At 53.9% G+C, this 15,300-nt stretch carries 18 protein-coding genes; 11 read left to right on the forward strand and 7 right to left on the reverse strand.

Going from position 1 to position 15,300, the window contains the following annotated elements; translation table 11 throughout:
- Positions 1 to 19: 19 nt before the first annotated feature.
- Positions 20 to 601 carry an RNA polymerase sigma factor RpoE/AlgU gene (gene rpoE, locus FJD38_RS10445; protein ID WP_003172477.1) on the reverse strand — a complete coding sequence of 194 codons (582 nt, stop codon included), beginning with the start codon at positions 599 to 601 and terminating at the stop codon, positions 20 to 22.
- A gap of 508 nt (positions 602 to 1,109) precedes the next feature.
- On the opposite strand from rpoE, the gene nadB reads away from it, so the two are divergent.
- Positions 1,110 to 2,726, forward strand: coding sequence for an L-aspartate oxidase (gene nadB, locus FJD38_RS10450; protein WP_122781903.1), 1,617 nt, complete (start codon positions 1,110 to 1,112; stop codon positions 2,724 to 2,726).
- Here nadB and FJD38_RS10455 read toward each other — a convergent pair.
- Complete coding sequence (locus FJD38_RS10455; protein ID WP_122781902.1) at positions 2,695 to 3,147, reverse strand: protein YgfX; 453 nt, start codon at positions 3,145 to 3,147, stop codon at positions 2,695 to 2,697. The two genes, nadB and FJD38_RS10455, sit on opposite strands and share 32 nt — an antisense overlap.
- Positions 3,131 to 3,385, reverse strand: a complete 255-nt coding sequence (locus FJD38_RS10460) for an FAD assembly factor SdhE (protein WP_048363403.1) — start codon at positions 3,383 to 3,385, stop codon at positions 3,131 to 3,133. Before FJD38_RS10460 ends, FJD38_RS10455 begins: the two co-directional genes overlap by 17 nt.
- Before the next feature lie 151 nt (positions 3,386 to 3,536).
- On the opposite strand from FJD38_RS10460, the gene ygfZ reads away from it, so the two are divergent.
- Both ygfZ and FJD38_RS10470 read left to right on the forward strand, forming a co-directional pair.
- The gene (ygfZ, locus tag FJD38_RS10465; RefSeq protein WP_122781901.1) at positions 3,537 to 4,478 is read left to right on the forward strand and encodes a CAF17-like 4Fe-4S cluster assembly/insertion protein YgfZ; all 942 of its coding nucleotides are present in this window, start codon (positions 3,537 to 3,539) and stop codon (positions 4,476 to 4,478) included.
- Positions 4,479 to 4,516: 38 nt separating this feature from the next.
- Positions 4,517 to 5,335 (forward strand): HDOD domain-containing protein, encoded by an 819-nt coding sequence (locus FJD38_RS10470; RefSeq protein ID WP_146385241.1) that lies wholly within the window; start codon positions 4,517 to 4,519, stop codon positions 5,333 to 5,335.
- Positions 5,336 to 5,350: 15 nt separating this feature from the next.
- On the opposite strand, the gene FJD38_RS10475 is transcribed toward FJD38_RS10470, so the two are convergent.
- Together FJD38_RS10475 and FJD38_RS10480 are read right to left on the reverse strand one after the other, a co-directional pair.
- Entirely contained in the window at positions 5,351 to 6,772 is a 1,422-nt protein-coding gene (locus FJD38_RS10475; RefSeq protein ID WP_146385243.1) for a sensor histidine kinase, read from the reverse strand.
- Positions 6,765 to 7,436, reverse strand: a complete 672-nt coding sequence (locus tag FJD38_RS10480; protein WP_122781898.1) for a response regulator — start codon at positions 7,434 to 7,436, stop codon at positions 6,765 to 6,767. The genes FJD38_RS10475 and FJD38_RS10480 overlap by 8 nt, the downstream gene beginning before the upstream one ends.
- Positions 7,437 to 7,812: 376 nt before the next feature.
- On the opposite strand from FJD38_RS10480, the gene FJD38_RS10485 reads away from it, so the two are divergent.
- The 7 genes from FJD38_RS10485 (at position 7,813) to FJD38_RS10515 (ending at position 13,053) form a co-directional block, all read left to right on the forward strand.
- Positions 7,813 to 8,790 (forward strand): Bug family tripartite tricarboxylate transporter substrate binding protein, encoded by a 978-nt coding sequence (locus FJD38_RS10485; protein ID WP_122781897.1) that lies wholly within the window; start codon positions 7,813 to 7,815, stop codon positions 8,788 to 8,790.
- A 58-nt stretch (positions 8,791 to 8,848) separates the two neighbouring features.
- Complete coding sequence (locus tag FJD38_RS10490) at positions 8,849 to 9,307, forward strand: tripartite tricarboxylate transporter TctB family protein (RefSeq protein ID WP_122781896.1); 459 nt, start codon at positions 8,849 to 8,851, stop codon at positions 9,305 to 9,307.
- 1 nt (position 9,308) lies between these two features.
- Positions 9,309 to 10,823, forward strand: coding sequence for a tripartite tricarboxylate transporter permease (locus FJD38_RS10495; protein WP_122781895.1), 1,515 nt, complete (start codon positions 9,309 to 9,311; stop codon positions 10,821 to 10,823).
- Complete coding sequence (locus FJD38_RS10500; protein ID WP_146385245.1) at positions 10,816 to 11,850, forward strand: AbrB family transcriptional regulator; 1,035 nt, start codon at positions 10,816 to 10,818, stop codon at positions 11,848 to 11,850. Before FJD38_RS10495 ends, FJD38_RS10500 begins: the two co-directional genes overlap by 8 nt.
- 145 nt (positions 11,851 to 11,995) lie before the next feature.
- Positions 11,996 to 12,265, forward strand: coding sequence for a response regulator transcription factor (locus FJD38_RS10505; protein WP_233609091.1), 270 nt, complete (start codon positions 11,996 to 11,998; stop codon positions 12,263 to 12,265).
- 34 nt (positions 12,266 to 12,299) lie between these two features.
- The gene (locus FJD38_RS10510) at positions 12,300 to 12,710 is read left to right on the forward strand and encodes a head completion/stabilization protein (protein WP_146385247.1); all 411 of its coding nucleotides are present in this window, start codon (positions 12,300 to 12,302) and stop codon (positions 12,708 to 12,710) included.
- On the forward strand, positions 12,700 to 13,053 hold the full coding sequence (locus FJD38_RS10515) for a putative holin (protein WP_122781892.1): 354 nt from the start codon (positions 12,700 to 12,702) through the stop codon (positions 13,051 to 13,053). The genes FJD38_RS10510 and FJD38_RS10515 overlap by 11 nt, the downstream gene beginning before the upstream one ends.
- Before the next feature lies 1 nt (position 13,054).
- Here the strand turns inward: FJD38_RS10515 and FJD38_RS10520 are convergent, their stop codons facing one another.
- The gene (locus tag FJD38_RS10520) at positions 13,055 to 13,474 is read right to left on the reverse strand and encodes a helix-turn-helix domain-containing protein (protein ID WP_122781891.1); all 420 of its coding nucleotides are present in this window, start codon (positions 13,472 to 13,474) and stop codon (positions 13,055 to 13,057) included.
- A gap of 339 nt (positions 13,475 to 13,813) precedes the next feature.
- On the opposite strand from FJD38_RS10520, the gene FJD38_RS10525 reads away from it, so the two are divergent.
- Positions 13,814 to 14,089, forward strand: a complete 276-nt coding sequence (locus tag FJD38_RS10525) for an Ogr/Delta-like zinc finger protein (protein WP_122781890.1) — start codon at positions 13,814 to 13,816, stop codon at positions 14,087 to 14,089.
- 461 nt (positions 14,090 to 14,550) lie between these two features.
- Here the strand turns inward: FJD38_RS10525 and ung are convergent, their stop codons facing one another.
- On the reverse strand, positions 14,551 to 15,243 hold the full coding sequence (gene ung / locus FJD38_RS10535) for a uracil-DNA glycosylase (protein WP_122781925.1): 693 nt from the start codon (positions 15,241 to 15,243) through the stop codon (positions 14,551 to 14,553).
- Positions 15,244 to 15,300: the final 57 nt, after the last annotated feature.

Raw genomic sequence — 15,300 nt, forward strand, 5'->3', positions numbered from 1 at the left:
CTTGGCTGTCGCCGCTGTCTCAGTTTTCCTGCAACAACGGTTGCAGGGCTTTATCAATGGCTTCCCGAGCGCGGAAAATCCGGGAGCGCACGGTACCCACCGGGCATTGCATGACGCTCGCAATGTCCTCGTAACTCAGACCATCAAACTCACGTAAAGTTAACGCGGTTCTCAAATCTTCTGGCAGTTGCTGAATGGTGCGGTGGACCGTGCCCTCAATCTCGTCACGAAGCAAAGCGCGCTCCGGCGACTCCAGATCCTTGAGACCGTGATCCCCATCATAAAATTCAGCGTCTTCAGAACTCACATCACTATCGGGTGGACGACGACCGCGTGACACCAGGTAGTTTTTCGCCGTGTTGATGGCGATGCGATAGAGCCATGTGTAAAAGGCACTGTCACCGCGAAAATTACCAAGTGCCCGGTAAGCTTTGATGAAAGCTTCCTGGGCGACATCCTGGGCTTCATGGGTGTCGTGCACGAAACGCACGATCAACCCGAGAATTTTGTGTTGATACTTCAACACGAGCAGATCAAAAGCTCGCTTGTCGCCGCGCTGTACGCGTTCGACCAGTTGCTGATCCTCTTCCTGGGTTAGCATGAATACTCCTCATAAGACCGAGAGGAAGATTGCTTTGCTAATTGATCAGGCTTGCAAACATAGACTCGGGCTTTACACAAAAGTTCTCTCCCCCTTGGCAAGTTTCCTGCGCACTCGAATTTGGCACGCACGAAAAACGCAGCTCGGGCCTGCCCGGCTGCGTCGATAATCTTGTCGCCAGCGTGTGCATCCGGGTCAAAACACAAACCTAGCTGCACTGCGGCGCTGTTTTCCTCCATGAAGGACAACCCTCTATGGAACCCTTGGCGATCAGAAAAGTTCAAAAGTCTCGTACGAAACCCCATCATTCGAGACTTGAGGACAAGGTCACCCCTTGATTCACCCTGTGAACCCATGCCGATTATTTGTGCAAATCGACATGCAGGCACTTAAAGTCTGAGGCACACTTGCCCCCCGCTGTACTTTCCAAATGCCACCAAGGCCCGGCTATTGTGCCGATCCCCCCCTCTATATACTAGTGGGCGCTTTTTTTGCGGATGTCAGAAGAATGAGCCAACATTTTCAACATGATGTGCTGGTGATTGGCAGCGGCGCTGCCGGTTTGAGCCTTGCCCTGACATTGCCGGAACACCTGCGCATTGCGGTGCTGAGCAAAGGCGATCTGGCCAATGGCTCGACATTTTGGGCGCAAGGCGGCGTAGCTGCCGTGCTGGACGATACCGACACCGTACAGTCGCATGTCGAAGACACGCTTAACGCCGGAGGCGGACTGTGCCATGAAGATGCGGTTCGCTTCACCGTCGAGCACAGCCGCGAGGCGATTCAGTGGCTGATCGATCAAGGTGTGCCGTTTACCCGTGACGAACCTGCCGACCCCGATCATCCGGGTTTTGAGTTCCATCTCACCCGCGAAGGTGGCCACAGTCATCGGCGAATTATCCACGCCGCCGATGCAACCGGCGCAGCGATTTTCAAAACCCTGCTCGATCAGGCGCGCCTGCGACCCAATATTGAGTTGCTCGAACAGCGCGTGGCCGTTGACCTGATTACCGAACCGCGACTGGGTATTGAAGGTGATCGTTGCCTGGGCGCTTACGTGCTAAACCGCACGAGCGGCGAAGTCGACACCTTTGGTTCACGCTTCACCGTACTGGCAACGGGCGGCGCCGCCAAGGTGTACCTGTACACCAGCAATCCCGATGGGGCCTGCGGTGATGGCATCGCTATGGCATGGCGTTCGGGTTGTCGCGTGGCCAACCTGGAGTTCAATCAGTTCCATCCCACGTGCCTGTACCACCCTCAAGCAAAAAGCTTTTTGATCACCGAAGCCCTGCGTGGCGAAGGTGCTCACCTCAAATTGCCCAACGGCGAGCGTTTTATGCACCGCTTCGATCCGCGAGGAGAATTGGCCCCACGCGATATTGTTGCCCGCGCCATTGACCACGAAATGAAGCGTCTGGGCATTGACTGCGTGTATCTGGATATCAGCCATCAACCCAGCACGTTTATCAAAACCCACTTTCCGACCGTGTATGAGCGCTGTCTGGAATTCTCGATCGATATCACCCAAGAGGCGATTCCGGTGGTGCCTGCGGCGCACTACACCTGTGGCGGTGTGATGGTCGACGGCCATGGCCGCACCGATGTGCCGGGGTTGTATGCCATTGGTGAAACCAGTTTTACCGGCTTGCACGGTGCCAATCGAATGGCCAGCAACTCACTGCTTGAATGCTTCGTTTACGCACGGTCTGCCTCCCAAGACATCCTTTCCCAATTGCAACGCATCACCATCCCGTCAGCGTTGCCAAGCTGGGATGCCAGCCAGGTCACGGACTCGGACGAAGACGTGATCATTGCCCACAACTGGGATGAGTTACGCCGTTTCATGTGGGACTACGTGGGTATCGTGCGAACGAATAAGCGCCTGCAACGCGCGCAGCATCGTGTGCGCCTGTTACTGGACGAGATTGACGAGTTCTACAGCAACTATAAGGTCAGCCGCGACCTGATCGAACTGCGTAACCTGGCACAAGTTGCAGAGTTGATGATCCGCAGCGCAATGGCGAGAAAGGAATCACGGGGCCTTCACTACACCCTCGACTACCCGCACATGCTGCCCGAAGCGCTCGATACTATTCTGGTGCCAACCACCTACGCCGGCTGAACTTGAGTCTTACGCGCAAACGCCGGTGCTGATCCGGCGCCAGCGCGTTGTGGGGAATGCACACGGCCCGAATACGCCGCTCGCCGCTCAATCTGAAGCGCACAATCACCACAAAAGGCAACGCAAGGCTGTCGCGACGCAGCTGCATGGCTTGCCAACCCTTGCCACGACTCCACAATTGCCAACCCTGTGCATCGCGACGCATTGCACTGAACGCCCTCGAGTGGGTCAGCGTGATATGCCTGGGCACAGTCCAGAGCCCATGCAACAGGCACAACACTGCGCCAAGGAGGCGCGCCCAGACGGGAATAGCGAGAAGACCGATTGCGATCAGCGCCAGTAACTGGGCTGCAAGATACGCCGCCAGCAACTGCCCGGAGGCCTGCCAGCGGCATTCGAAGTAATTACTTGGGCTGGACACGGTCCAAAATCATGCGAACCATGCGCTGCAACTCTGGGTCCTCGGACTCCGAGCGCTCCATAAACCAGCCGAACATGTCCTGGTCTTCACACTCAAGCAGCTTGCGATAGCATTCGCGGTCAACATCATTAAGGGTGGCATACACTTCCTTGACGAAAGGCACCAGCAGAACGTCAAGTTCAAGCATGCCGCGGCGGCTGTGCCAGTAGAGACGATTGAGTTCAACATCTTCGACCATGGAGCGTTCCTCAACAAATAGAGCGCAAGTATACAGGCCGATCCACTCTAGAACAGTCGGCTTTGGTCGCTGCTCGTTGATCCTTGCGAACTACCCATTTGCAGATCGCCCCTCTATGATGTGCCTCAGACTTTATTACCTGCGATGACCCATGGCCGACTCTGCTTTTTTCTGCACCCTGTCTCACGAAGGCGTTCTCGCTGTTATCGGCACCGACGCCAGCAAGTTCTTGCAGGGCCAATTGACCTGTAACCTCAATTACTTGAGTGAAACCCACTCCAGTCTGGGTGCCCGCTGCACGCAAAAAGGCCGGATGCAGTCCAGCTTTCGCATCGTCCTTGAGCCTGAAGGTTGCTTGCTGGCGATGGCGCGCGAACTGGTTGAACCTCAGTTGGCAGACCTGAAAAAATACGCCGTATTCTCCAAATCAAAACTGACCGACGACAGTGCCCACTGGGCGCGTTTCGGCCTCTACAAAGGTGACGCGGCGCTGAACAGTCTGGGTATACATTTGCCTGCAGAGACTGACAGTGTAGCCAGGGCAGATGGTCTGATTGCCATTCGCGTATCCCATGAACGGGCTGAATTATGGGCCCCTGCAGAGCAGTCCGAAGACCTTTCGCAGCGTCTCAAAACGCAACTGAGTGAAGCCGATCTCAATCAATGGCTGCTCGGACAAATTCGCGACGGTATTGGTCAGGTCATGGGTGAAACCCGAGAGCTGTTCATTCCACAAATGCTCAACCTTCAAGCGGTGGGCGGGGTCAGCTTCAAAAAAGGCTGTTACACCGGCCAGGAAATAGTCGCGCGCATGCAATATCTGGGCAAGCTCAAGCGCCGCTTGTACCGCCTGTCGCTCGGCGCCACCGAACTGCCACTCCCTGGAACCCCCCTGTTTGCCCCCGGTCACAGCAGTGCCGTAGGCGAAGTGGTCATTGCCGCGTACGCAGAAGAAGGCATCGAGTTGCTCGCCGTCCTGACCGCTGATGCAGTTGAAGCAGGCGAAATTCATGTGGCTGAGGCACAAGGTCCCAAGCTGACGGTGCTTGACTTGCCCTACACACTAGACCGCGATCGCGAGATCCAGCGCTAATTGCCACACTTTGAATCGCGGTACGGTAGAGAACAGAAATGAGCATGTTGGCGCACAAAGTCCAAATGGACTTGATTAAGGCCATCGATAAAGATGACCTGGTTTTGCCGACGCTACCGGAAGTGGCGTTAAATATTCGCAAGGCTGCAGAAAATCCTGAAATCAGCGTCAGTCATCTGAGCAAAGTCATCGGTCGTGATACCGCATTGAGTGCGCGGCTGATTAAAGTCGTCAACAGCCCCTTGTTGAGAGCCCTGTATGAGGTGACTGACCTGCACACTGCCATCACCCGCCTGGGCGTCAACTACAGTAGCAATTTGGCCATCGGGCTGGTCATGGAGCAAATCTTCCATGCCCGCTCGGAAGTGGTCGAACGAAAAATGCGGGATGTCTGGCGCAAAAGCCTGGAAGTTGCAGGTATTTGCTACACCCTGTGTCGGCGCTACACCTCGCTCAAACCTGACCAGGCCGCACTCGGCGGGCTGGTTCATCAAATCGGCGTGCTGCCGATTCTGACCTATGCCGAAGACCACAACGAATTGCTATCAGACCCGGTTTCACTCAATCACGTCATTGAATGCATCCACCCGCTGATCGGGGACAAATTGCTCGCCGGCTGGGAGTTTCCGGAAATGCTGGTAAAGCTACCCGGCCAATACCTCGACTTCAGTCGAAACTCAGCACACCTTGACTATATCGATCTGGTGCAAATTGCGACGGTCATCTGTTCTCAACATGGCGAGACGGTACTTAGACAAGAACTGAACGCCCTGCCTGCGTTTTTAAAATTGGGAATAGAGGCCGACAGCCCAAAATTGCTGAGCGAATTAAACACCGCACGCGGGATGTTTATTTAAGGCTGGCCGTAGGGTTTACCTTTCTTCACCAGCTTCACCGCCCCGCCCACCGCTCAACGGGGCAAAACTGACGCGTACTTTCAACCCGCCTTGTGCGCCGTCATGCAGGGTGATGCGCGCCCGATGCGCGCGACAAATTTCACCCACAATCGCCAACCCCAAGCCCGACCCGGCGACTTGCTGGTTACGTCGATAAAAACGCTCGAACACACGTTCGCGGTCTTCAAAGGGAATCCCTACCCCGTCATCCTCGACCTCCAGCACCGCTTGCGGTGTGACCCGCAAGATCACATTGCCGCCTATGGGCGTATGCGCCATCGCGTTGTCGAGCAAATTATTCAATAACTCACTGAGCAATGTCGGCTCGCCGCGTAACCAGACCGGTTGATCGGCCTCAAGTGCCAACGCAACTCCTCGCGCATGCGCCAAAGGAGCCATAGCCATGCCCAGCTCTCTAGCCAGTTGACTGAGGTCGAGCCTTTGCGCGCCCCCTTCAGCTATCGCTCGCGCACCATTCTCGATTCGAGCCAGTGACAGTAATTGATTGGCCAAATGGGTCAATCGATCTGTCCCTTGCACAGCCTGTTCAAGCGTACTGCGCCAGGTCGCAGGATCATTGGCGCGCAAACCCAATTCAAGGCGGGCTTTGATGACAGCTAAAGGCGTGCGCAGCTCGTGTGCCGCGTCAGCAATAAATTGCGACTGACGTTCAAACTGCCCACGTAAACGCTCGGTAAAGTGGTTGAGCGCTTGTACCAAAGGCCGCAACTCACGTTGCACCGCCACTCGCGGCAACGGCCTGAGGTCATCCGGCTCACGCTCTTCGACGGCACGCCGCAAGCGTTCCAGCGGTCGTAAGGCAGCGCTGACGGCCAACCATACAACCAGTAGTGCGCCCAGCCCCAGCATGCCCAGACGCAGTAACGTATCAGCCATCAAGCTGCGCGCCATGGACACACGCGCCTCATCGGTTTCGGCCACTCGAATTTCAGCCATGCCGTTCATGTTCGGCTCGCTTACCGCTTTGAGCAGACTCACCACGCGCACATTCTGACCTTGATACTGACCATTATAAAAACTCGCCAAGGCCGGATAGTCATCGGTGCGGGGCGTGCCGGGGGGGGGCGCAGGAAGGTTTTCATAGCCGGAAATAAGGCGCTGATGAATATCATTGACCTGATAGTAGATACGGCCTGCACTGTCGTAGGCAAACGTATCGAGGGCTACATAAGGAACATCGGCGCTCAAGCTGCCATCGCGCTGCGAAAGGCCAGCAGCAATAGTGCGAGCAGACGCCAGCAAGGTTCGGTCATACGCGGTATCAGCGGCCTCACGGCCGTTGTAATACGCACTTAAACCACTGGCCAGCATCAACACCACCAGCATTAATGTCAGGTTCCACAGCAAGCGCCAGCGCAAGCTGTCGAGCTTATGCATCGCGACCTTCAAGTAAGTAGCCCAAGCCCCGGAACGTCACAATGGCCACGCAATGACCATCCAGCTTTTTTCGCAGGCGGTGTATGTAAATCTCGATGGCGTCGGAACTCGCCTCTTCATCCAGGCCAAAGACCTGCGCGGCTAATTGCTCTTTGCTCATCACTCTGCCGGGCCTTGCGATCAAGGCCTCCAGCACGGCCTGCTCACGCGAGGTGAGATTGAGCATTTCACCCCCCAGGCTAAAACGTCGCGTACCCAGGTCGTAGATCAGCGCACCACACTCCTGTAGACGCTCGCCACCTAACACGCTGCGCCGCAGCAAGGCTTTGACTCGTGCTTCCAGCTCGGTCAACTCAAACGGCTTGGCCAAATAATCATCGGCGCCCAGATTCAACCCGTGAACCCGGTCACGTACGTCACTGCGCGCTGTCAGCATTAATACAGGGAGGTTCTTGCCGCGCGCCCGCATACGTGCAAGCACCTCAAAACCGTCCATACGTGGCAGTCCGACATCAAGGATAACCACCGCATATTCTTCACTGCTCAACGCCAGGTCGGCAGCCACCCCATCGTGCAGCACATCCACGGTCAGGCCCTGTGTTTTAAGGGCTTGAGCCACACTCTCGGCCAACTGCAACTGGTCTTCGACCAACAGAACACGCATGGGATTTGCCTCATTATTTTTGTGCACGGAGTGTACAGACGCTGAGGCGCTTGTGAAGGGCAAAAAACAGTGCACTACCCTGAAAGGTTAGTGAAAGGTTGGGGGAATAGGATCAAGAAACCAACAGTCACAATTTCACACCCAGTCACTGTTGCGACCAGAAAAACGCCTCGAAGCGTTTTCGACGAATAAGAATAAAAACGGAGCACCTCATATGTTCAAGCCCGTATTGCGCGCCCATACCTTTGCCCCTATCGCTCTATCGCTGATATCGCCCTGACCTTGCTCTCTTGAATGAGCGATCCCTGACGCCAGCGTTTTGGCCGACCAGTACCCTCTTTGCCCCCCTAAAAATAACAACTCCTGTGGAGACAACATGAATCTTTCACTGCGCTCTGTAGCTCTTGCTGCCAGCTGCATGCTGCTCGCTGGCCAATTAATGGCTGAACCTAAACGCCCGGAATGCATCGCCCCGGCCTCACCAGGCGGTGGTTTTGACTTGACCTGCAAATTGGCGCAAAGCGCCCTGGTCAATGAAAAACTGTTGAGCAAACCGATGCGTGTGACGTACATGCCCGGAGGCGTTGGCGCGGTGGCCTATAACGCCGTCGTTGCGCAACGCCCAGGCGATGCGGGCACGCTCGTGGCGTGGTCCAGCGGTTCTCTGCTAAACCTTGCACAAGGCAAGTTCGGTCGCTTCGATGAAAACGCCGTACGTTGGCTTGCAGCCATCGGCACAAGCTACGGAGCCATCGCAGTTAAAAGCGACTCCCCCTACAAAAACCTCGACGATCTGGTCCAAGCCCTTAAAAAAGACCCGGGCAAAGTGGTGATAGGTTCCGGCGGCACCGTGGGCAGTCAAGACTGGATGCAAACGGCATTGATCGCCAAAGCAGCCGGTATCAACCCTCGCGACTTGCGCTATGTAGCACTTGAAGGTGGCGGCGAAATTGCCACTGCGTTGCTAGGGGGCCACATTCAGGTAGGCAGCACTGACATCTCCGACTCCATGCCCCATATCCAGAGCGGTGACATGCGCATCTTGGCGGTGTTCTCGCAGGACCGTCTGGATGAGCCGGACATGAAAGACATTCCAACAGCCAAAGAACAAGGCTACGACATCGTATGGCCGGTGGTCCGCGGCTTCTATCTCGGCCCAAAAGTCAGCGATGAAGACTACGCGTGGTGGAAAGCCTCTTTCGACACCCTGTTGGCCTCCGAAGACTTCGCCAAACTGCGCGATCAGCGCGAACTGTTTCCCTTTGCCATGACCGGCCCAGAGCTGGATACCTACATAAAGAAACAGGTCGCAGATTACAAAACGCTGGCCAAAGAATTTGGCCTGATTCAGTAACCTTCGCTGATCGCAGGCTGCGCCCTTTTTTCAATGCGGCGCAGCCCTGGAGTGCACCATGCTCTTACAACGCATTTTTGCTGCGGCGCTGCTGCTCGTCTGCGCGGGACTGGCAGCGATGGCATGGCCCTATCAGGCCGCCTTTTCTTACGAACCTGTCGGGCCTCGGGCCTTCCCCTTACTGATGCTTGCGCTGATGGGAGTGGGTTTGATCTACATGATCTTGCGACCATCTCCTGTGGTGCATAGCGAAGAAGACCCAAAACTCGATCGCCAAACCCTGACCAAGATTGCTCTGTGCGTCTTACTGCTGCTGGTGTTCGCCGGCACCTTCGAACCCCTGGGTTTTATCCTCAGCAGCCTATTGATCGGCATCCCGATGGCACGCCTGTATGGCGGCCGCTGGTTATCCAGCATCGTGATTATCAGCTTGGTCAGCATTGGCCTCTATCTGCTGTTTGATAAAGCAATGGAAGTTCACCTGCCGCTGGGTGTGCTCGACATTCTGGAGAACTGATATGGATACGTTCAGCTATTTAGGTCAAGGCTTCGGGGTCGCGCTCAGTCCTTACAACCTGATTACCGCTCTATGCGGCACGTTAATTGGCACCGTTGTCGGCTTACTGCCCGGACTTGGGCCAATCAACGGCGTCGCGCTGTTGATTCCAATCGCATTTGCCCTGGGCTTACCCCCCGAGTCCGCCCTTATTTTGCTGGCTGCCGTGTATCTGGGGTGCGAATACGGCGGGCGTATCAGTTCAATCTTGCTGAACATACCCGGCGAAGCATCGACTGTGATGACCACCCTCGACGGTTATCCGATGGCCCGCAAAGGGTTGGCAGGTGTGGCGCTTTCACTTTCAGCCTGGAGCTCATTCATTGGCGCCTTTATTGCTACCTGCGGCATGGTGCTCTTTGCTCCCCTGCTGGCCAAATGGGCGATAGCCTTCGGCCCGGCAGAATATTTCGTACTCATGGTATTTGCCATTGTGTGCTTAGGCGGCATGGCAGGAGATCGTCCACTCAAAACCTTTATCGCCGCCTTGATCGGCTTGTTCTTGTCGGCAGTGGGAATAGATGCGAACAGCGGCGTCTACCGTTTTACAGGGGACAATATCCATTTAACTGATGGCATCCAGTTTGTCGTGCTGGTACTGGGGTTGTTTTCGATCAGTGAAATTCTGTTGCTGCTGGAAAAAACCCATCGCGGTCAGGAAGCCGTAAAAGCGTCAGGCCGCATGCTGTTCAACTTCAAGGAAGCGTCTTCAGTCTTTGTCGTGAATATCCGTTGCGGTTTGCTCGGGTTCATCATGGGTGTACTGCCGGGCGCAGGAGCAACCCTGGCAAGTGCCGTGGCTTACATGACTGAAAAACGTCTGGCCGGGGCATCAGGCACCTTTGGTCAAGGCGACATGCGCGGCCTGGCCGCCCCCGAAACCGCCATTGGCGCTTCGGCCTGCGGTGCGTTGGTGCCCATGCTGACGCTAGGTGTCCCAGGGTCAGGTACTACGGCGGTGATGATTGGCGCCCTGTCGCTGTACAACATCACTCCCGGCCCGCTGTTATTTCAACAGCAACCCGACATCGTATGGGGCCTGATCGCGTCATTGTTCGTTGCCAATATTATGCTGGTGATCCTCAACATCCCGATGATTCGCATATTCACCCGTATCCTGTCCGTCCCCAATTGGGCGCTGGTTCCGGTGATTGCGATCATCACGGCCATTGGCGTCTATGCCGTACACGCCACCACCTTCGATCTGTTCCTGATGATCGGTATTGGCATCTTTGGATACATCCTGCGCAAACTCGACTTCCCTCTTTCGCCCGTACTGTTGGGCTTTATTCTGGGTGGCTTGATGGAACAGAACCTGCGCCGGGCATTGTCCATATCCAACGGTGCGCTGGAAATCCTGTGGGCCAGCCCTATCACCATGGGCGTCTGGGCGCTGACCATCATCATGCTGTTGATGCCTTTGATCCGAATCTGGCGTAAACGCAGCAAGCAACGTCGTGCGTTGACCCATGCCTGAATACGGGTTCAAGCGCTGGTGGGGGACGCCCCTGACAGGACTGGCGGGCGGCTATCTCGCCAGTCTGATCGGCTGGCCATTGCCCTGGATGGTTGGCTCCTTGCTTGCCATCATCCTCGTACGTTGCCTGACGCCCTGGCAATTGGAGGAGATTCCAGGCGGGCGTAAATGCGGACAATGGATTGTCGGCATTGCTATTGGCTTGCACTTCACTCCGGTGGTCATGGAGCAAGTGCTGGCGCATTTTGGGCTGATCTTTATCGGCGCGCTGCTTACAAGCGCGTCGAGCCTTATAAGTGTGTGGCTGATGCGCCGAAGTGGTGAAGACCGTGCAACTGCATTCTTCTCCAGCATGCCCGGTGGCTCAGGCGAAATGGTCAATCTCGGTGCGCGCAATGGCGCCGTATTAAGCCGTGTCGCCGCAGGGCAGAGCTTGCGAGTGCTGACGGTTGTGCTCTGCATTCCAGCGGCTTTCAAGTACTTGCTCGGTGACGGAGTCCCTGCTCTGCAAAGCGCACCGGTCAATGTCTACTGGCTACCCCTGTTGTTCCCAGCGGGCGCGCTCATGGCCTGGATATGGCAGCGCTTGCACCAACCCAATCCTTGGTTATTCGGCCCGCTTTTGGTCAGCGCCAGTGTCAGCATTGCGTTGGATTTACATATCGGCCTGCCCGAGGGCAGCAGCCAAATGGCCCAGTGGCTGATAGGCAGTGGACTGGGCTGCCACTTCAACAGGGCTTTTTTCCGTAGGGCACCTTCGTTCATAGGCCGTACTTTATTGGGCACCGCTATGACTATGCTGATAGCGGGTCTGTGCGCAGTCGGTTTAAGCAGCCTGACCCAACTGGATTTGCGCTCCATGACACTCGGCATGATGCCGGGTGGCATTGCTGAAATGAGCCTGACTGCAGAAATGCTGCAACTTTCAGTTCCTTTGGTCACAGCCTTGCAGGTCATGCGCTTGCTCTTCGTGTTGTTTCTGGCAGAGCCCTTATTTAAATACTGGGTGCGAGCCGACTCCCGATAAACCCGCCACTTATCTGTAGGAAAATTCTCAAAATGTGAATGCCGTTCCTACAACCTTGCTTCGTTGTTGACGCGCCATAAGAGCGATTATTTTTAAAGCTCCAGAGCTTTCATGCTCTACACAACGGCTGAAGCAAAGGATACATATGAAATACTTCTCACACCCAAAAGAGTCTGGCAGCACGCCTATAGCCCACTCCTCTCAACCATTGATGCCAAGGCTCACTCAAAAAGAACAAGAAATACTTGGCTGGTGCGCCCTGGGTAAAACCAGTGCTGAAATGGCAATCATATTGAATAGATCTGAAACAACGATCAACTTCCACATTGCCAACTTGCGGGTCAAATTTGGCGTTACGTCACGCCATGCTGCCGTACTAAAGGCCATTAAATACGGCATGCCTCTACTGCCCTGACCGGGACTTGCAAACGTAGCCAACGGACATTGCCATGACCCTACATACAGCTGTCACGCCCTCCTCTCACTACCTCGATGATGATACGTTCTGGCCAGCCATTGATGTGGCAGAGTTACGGCGAGTACTTACATTAAGCTCAACTATTAGTGAGGCGCGGCTTAAAGTAGCAATGATGGGTGCCACTTCAAAAATTCATCGACTGCTGGCCACCTGGCGTTTCAAATTACGCCAACAGGGCTACCGGCATTTAAATGACGTACCCGCACCCACCGTCAATAATTGCTCAATACTCGTCACCCATTATTTCAATGCCATTGAAACAGCCACGGCCAGCGAACTCTACCAGTTGGTAAGAGTGGCAGAGTGCGGACGACCTTGCCCGCCTGACCCGTTTAGAGAAAAAAGCCTTTCAACGGGTGAGGCGCGACATTATGACGATTGAAATAGTCGACCTCACTCATCACTGGTTACTTGATGCAACACTGAGCATTTTCGTCACCATTATCGATAACGAAGTGATATTTGGAGCCTGCCTGGGAGCCTGGGTGGCGGCAGGTACCCGTCGAGGCATGAAGGCTTGGCAGCAACTCGGGTCATTTCTTCTGAGCGCCTGTGTCGGTTATTTATTTACACCTGTTGTGCTGCCACACCTGACGGGTTTTTCGGCAGGTGCTACCGCTTTTTTTTGCGCGTTGGTCGTTATACCCATCAGCATAAAAATAATGAAATGGGTGATCGTAACCGACATATCAGATATCTTGCGTCGCTTCAAGGGCCCCAAATAAGTTACGCGTGACTTATTAAAATCTCTAAGCGCGCAGACAACTCCTCAACGCGATTGGTTAACTCCTGAAGGTGACGCTTATCCTCAACAAGCTTATAAATATTGCGCTGATCCGAAGCCTCTAGAACGCGAAACATCACCAACATCTTTTGTTCATGAGCCGCGAGGGTATGGGTGGCACTGAGAGGGTCAGAATGTAATGACAAGAACATATCGCCTCGTCCGGCCAATAACCAATCAAGAGATACACCACGCTCCCGGGCTAAGTCTATGCATATGGAGTAGGGAATGCTGTCGCGCCCTTTCCAGCTACTAAGTGTCTGGGGGCTTACGCCAAGGGCTTCAGAAAGACCAACATCGGTCTTCACCTGAATTATTTTTTTCAATCTTTCGAGTATTTCAATAGATTTTTTGTTACTCACTTTGAATTATTCCAATTTGACTTTACTGAGTTTTTCGGCAGAATTTACGCTTAATGAATAGTTTTAAGACCGTCGATATGCAACTTGATACGTCAACGATAAAAAAGCCGAAAAGAAAATACAAACCTGGGAAACATCCAATAATCTCAAAATACGCGAAGAATACCCTAAGCCATTACCATTTTCCTTACACGAAAAGTCAAAACGGCGTACTTATCACGTAAAGCGCGCCTAAACCTAATACACCTGAACCGAGGCAGGATCAACGGATTGGTCTTTTTTTGAAATTAATTTGCTTATTTAAATAAGCACTCAACGCTAGTTCAATTGGAGTCAATCATGAGTACCTACAAAATGGTTTGTCCGCACTGCCTAAGCAAAATGCGTATTCGCACGAGCGAGGGTCGGCATATTTTCTTACGCGTGGCCTATTTACAATGCACCACAGAAGCCTGCGGCTGGTCTGTCAGGGCCGAGTTTGAAATGACCCATGAGCTCTCTCCCAGTGGCATGCCAAACCCCAACGTTCATCTTCCCTGCGTTAACAGGGAACTGCGTCAGGCTGCACTGCCCTCCACACAACCTGTCGAAGAAGCCGCAGGGGTGAGGTTATGACATATAACCATTCAGACATTAATAGATATGAACATATCCAACAATCTGCGCTTGCGTTCTTACAGCGCCACCACGTTCGACACATAGGAAACGACCAGGTACTTTTTTGCAACACGGTTAATCATTTGAGCTCAAGTTATGGAATTAGCCGTTCCGTTGCGCAGAAACTGACCAGCCTTGCCTACAGTGATTTGAAAATCGTCCATGAGCGACAACGCCTGGACTTAAGCGCCAGTAGCGATACGCTTGCAGTTATCACTGATCCTTGCAGCAGTATGACGTGGGCCGTCCCAGTTGCTGTTATTGCAGAAAACCTGATAGACACTCTGGATAATTGTCGACTGCGACTCGTTTAACTTAAATAACGTTCCCACCTCACACCAGGCAGTCTTACCTGGTGTGCAAAAAACCAAGGCCTTTGGCTTACCCTGCACACCACGCATGCCGATGACAACTCACACTTAATCGACGGGTAATTTCCAGTCGATAGGGGTCAAACCATTCTGCTCAAGAAACTTGTTAGTTCGACTAAAGTGTCCATTCCCTATAAACCCGCGATACGCGGAAAGCGGCGATGGATGCACTGACGTGAGCACCAGATGCTTGGTCGCATCTATCAGTTTCTGTTTGCTTTGTGCATGGGCGCCCCATAGCAAAAAGACCAACTTTTCCTGATGCTCACTTACGACCTTAATAATTTGATCCGTAAAGTGCTCCCAGCCTTTTTTAGCGTGGGAAGCGGCATTGGCGCGCTCTACCGTCATCGTCGTATTGAGCAATAAAACCCCCTGCGTTGCCCAGTGTTGCAAGCAACCATGAGGGGCAATATCGATATTCAGATCACGCTTGAGCTCTTTATAAATATTGACCAACGAAGGCGGTACTGGAACACCCGGTGGAACTGAAAAACACAGCCCGTGCGCCTGGCCTGGACCGTGATAGGGATCCTGCCCAAGAATGACTACTTTGACGTCATCCAGAGGCGTCAAATTAAGCGCATTGAAAATAAGCGGCCCTGGGGGATAAATTTCTTTTCCCGCTGCATGCTCTTGACGCAAAAACTCGCGCAACAAGCCCATATAAGGCTTTTCAAATTCATCACGCAAAGCCTGTTTCCAGACTGGCTCAAGTTTTATACGGTCATCCGACGTCATGGGTACACCCTGAGAATCAATGGAGCGGACACTAAAAAAGCTCAACACGCTTGTCAA

The organism is Pseudomonas saxonica (assembly GCF_007858365.1).
Taxonomy (GTDB): Bacteria; Pseudomonadota; Gammaproteobacteria; order Pseudomonadales; family Pseudomonadaceae; genus Aquipseudomonas; species Aquipseudomonas saxonica.

Excerpts from the sequence above, each read along its gene's own strand:
- FJD38_RS10460 (WP_048363403.1), bottom strand. The coding sequence starts at position 3,385 with ATGGTCGAAGATGTTGAACTCAATCGTCTCTACTGGCACAGCCGCCGC.
- FJD38_RS10475 (WP_146385243.1), bottom strand. The coding sequence starts at position 6,772 with ATGCATAAGCTCGACAGCTTGCGCTGGCGCTTGCTGTGGAACCTGACA.
- FJD38_RS10490 (WP_122781896.1), top strand. The coding sequence starts at position 8,849 with ATGCTCTTACAACGCATTTTTGCTGCGGCGCTGCTGCTCGTCTGCGCG.
- FJD38_RS10470 (WP_146385241.1), top strand. The coding sequence starts at position 4,517 with ATGAGCATGTTGGCGCACAAAGTCCAAATGGACTTGATTAAGGCCATC.
- ygfZ (WP_122781901.1), top strand. The coding sequence starts at position 3,537 with ATGGCCGACTCTGCTTTTTTCTGCACCCTGTCTCACGAAGGCGTTCTC.
- nadB (WP_122781903.1), top strand. The coding sequence starts at position 1,110 with ATGAGCCAACATTTTCAACATGATGTGCTGGTGATTGGCAGCGGCGCT.
- FJD38_RS10505 (WP_233609091.1), top strand. The coding sequence starts at position 11,996 with ATGAAATACTTCTCACACCCAAAAGAGTCTGGCAGCACGCCTATAGCC.
- FJD38_RS10525 (WP_122781890.1), top strand. The coding sequence starts at position 13,814 with ATGAGTACCTACAAAATGGTTTGTCCGCACTGCCTAAGCAAAATGCGT.
- ung (WP_122781925.1), bottom strand. The coding sequence starts at position 15,243 with ATGACGTCGGATGACCGTATAAAACTTGAGCCAGTCTGGAAACAGGCT.
- FJD38_RS10515 (WP_122781892.1), top strand. The coding sequence starts at position 12,700 with ATGACGATTGAAATAGTCGACCTCACTCATCACTGGTTACTTGATGCA.
- FJD38_RS10480 (WP_122781898.1), bottom strand. The coding sequence starts at position 7,436 with ATGCGTGTTCTGTTGGTCGAAGACCAGTTGCAGTTGGCCGAGAGTGTG.
- FJD38_RS10495 (WP_122781895.1), top strand. The coding sequence starts at position 9,309 with ATGGATACGTTCAGCTATTTAGGTCAAGGCTTCGGGGTCGCGCTCAGT.
- rpoE (WP_003172477.1), bottom strand. The coding sequence starts at position 601 with ATGCTAACCCAGGAAGAGGATCAGCAACTGGTCGAACGCGTACAGCGC.
- FJD38_RS10510 (WP_146385247.1), top strand. The coding sequence starts at position 12,300 with ATGACCCTACATACAGCTGTCACGCCCTCCTCTCACTACCTCGATGAT.
- FJD38_RS10485 (WP_122781897.1), top strand. The coding sequence starts at position 7,813 with ATGAATCTTTCACTGCGCTCTGTAGCTCTTGCTGCCAGCTGCATGCTG.
- FJD38_RS10500 (WP_146385245.1), top strand. The coding sequence starts at position 10,816 with ATGCCTGAATACGGGTTCAAGCGCTGGTGGGGGACGCCCCTGACAGGA.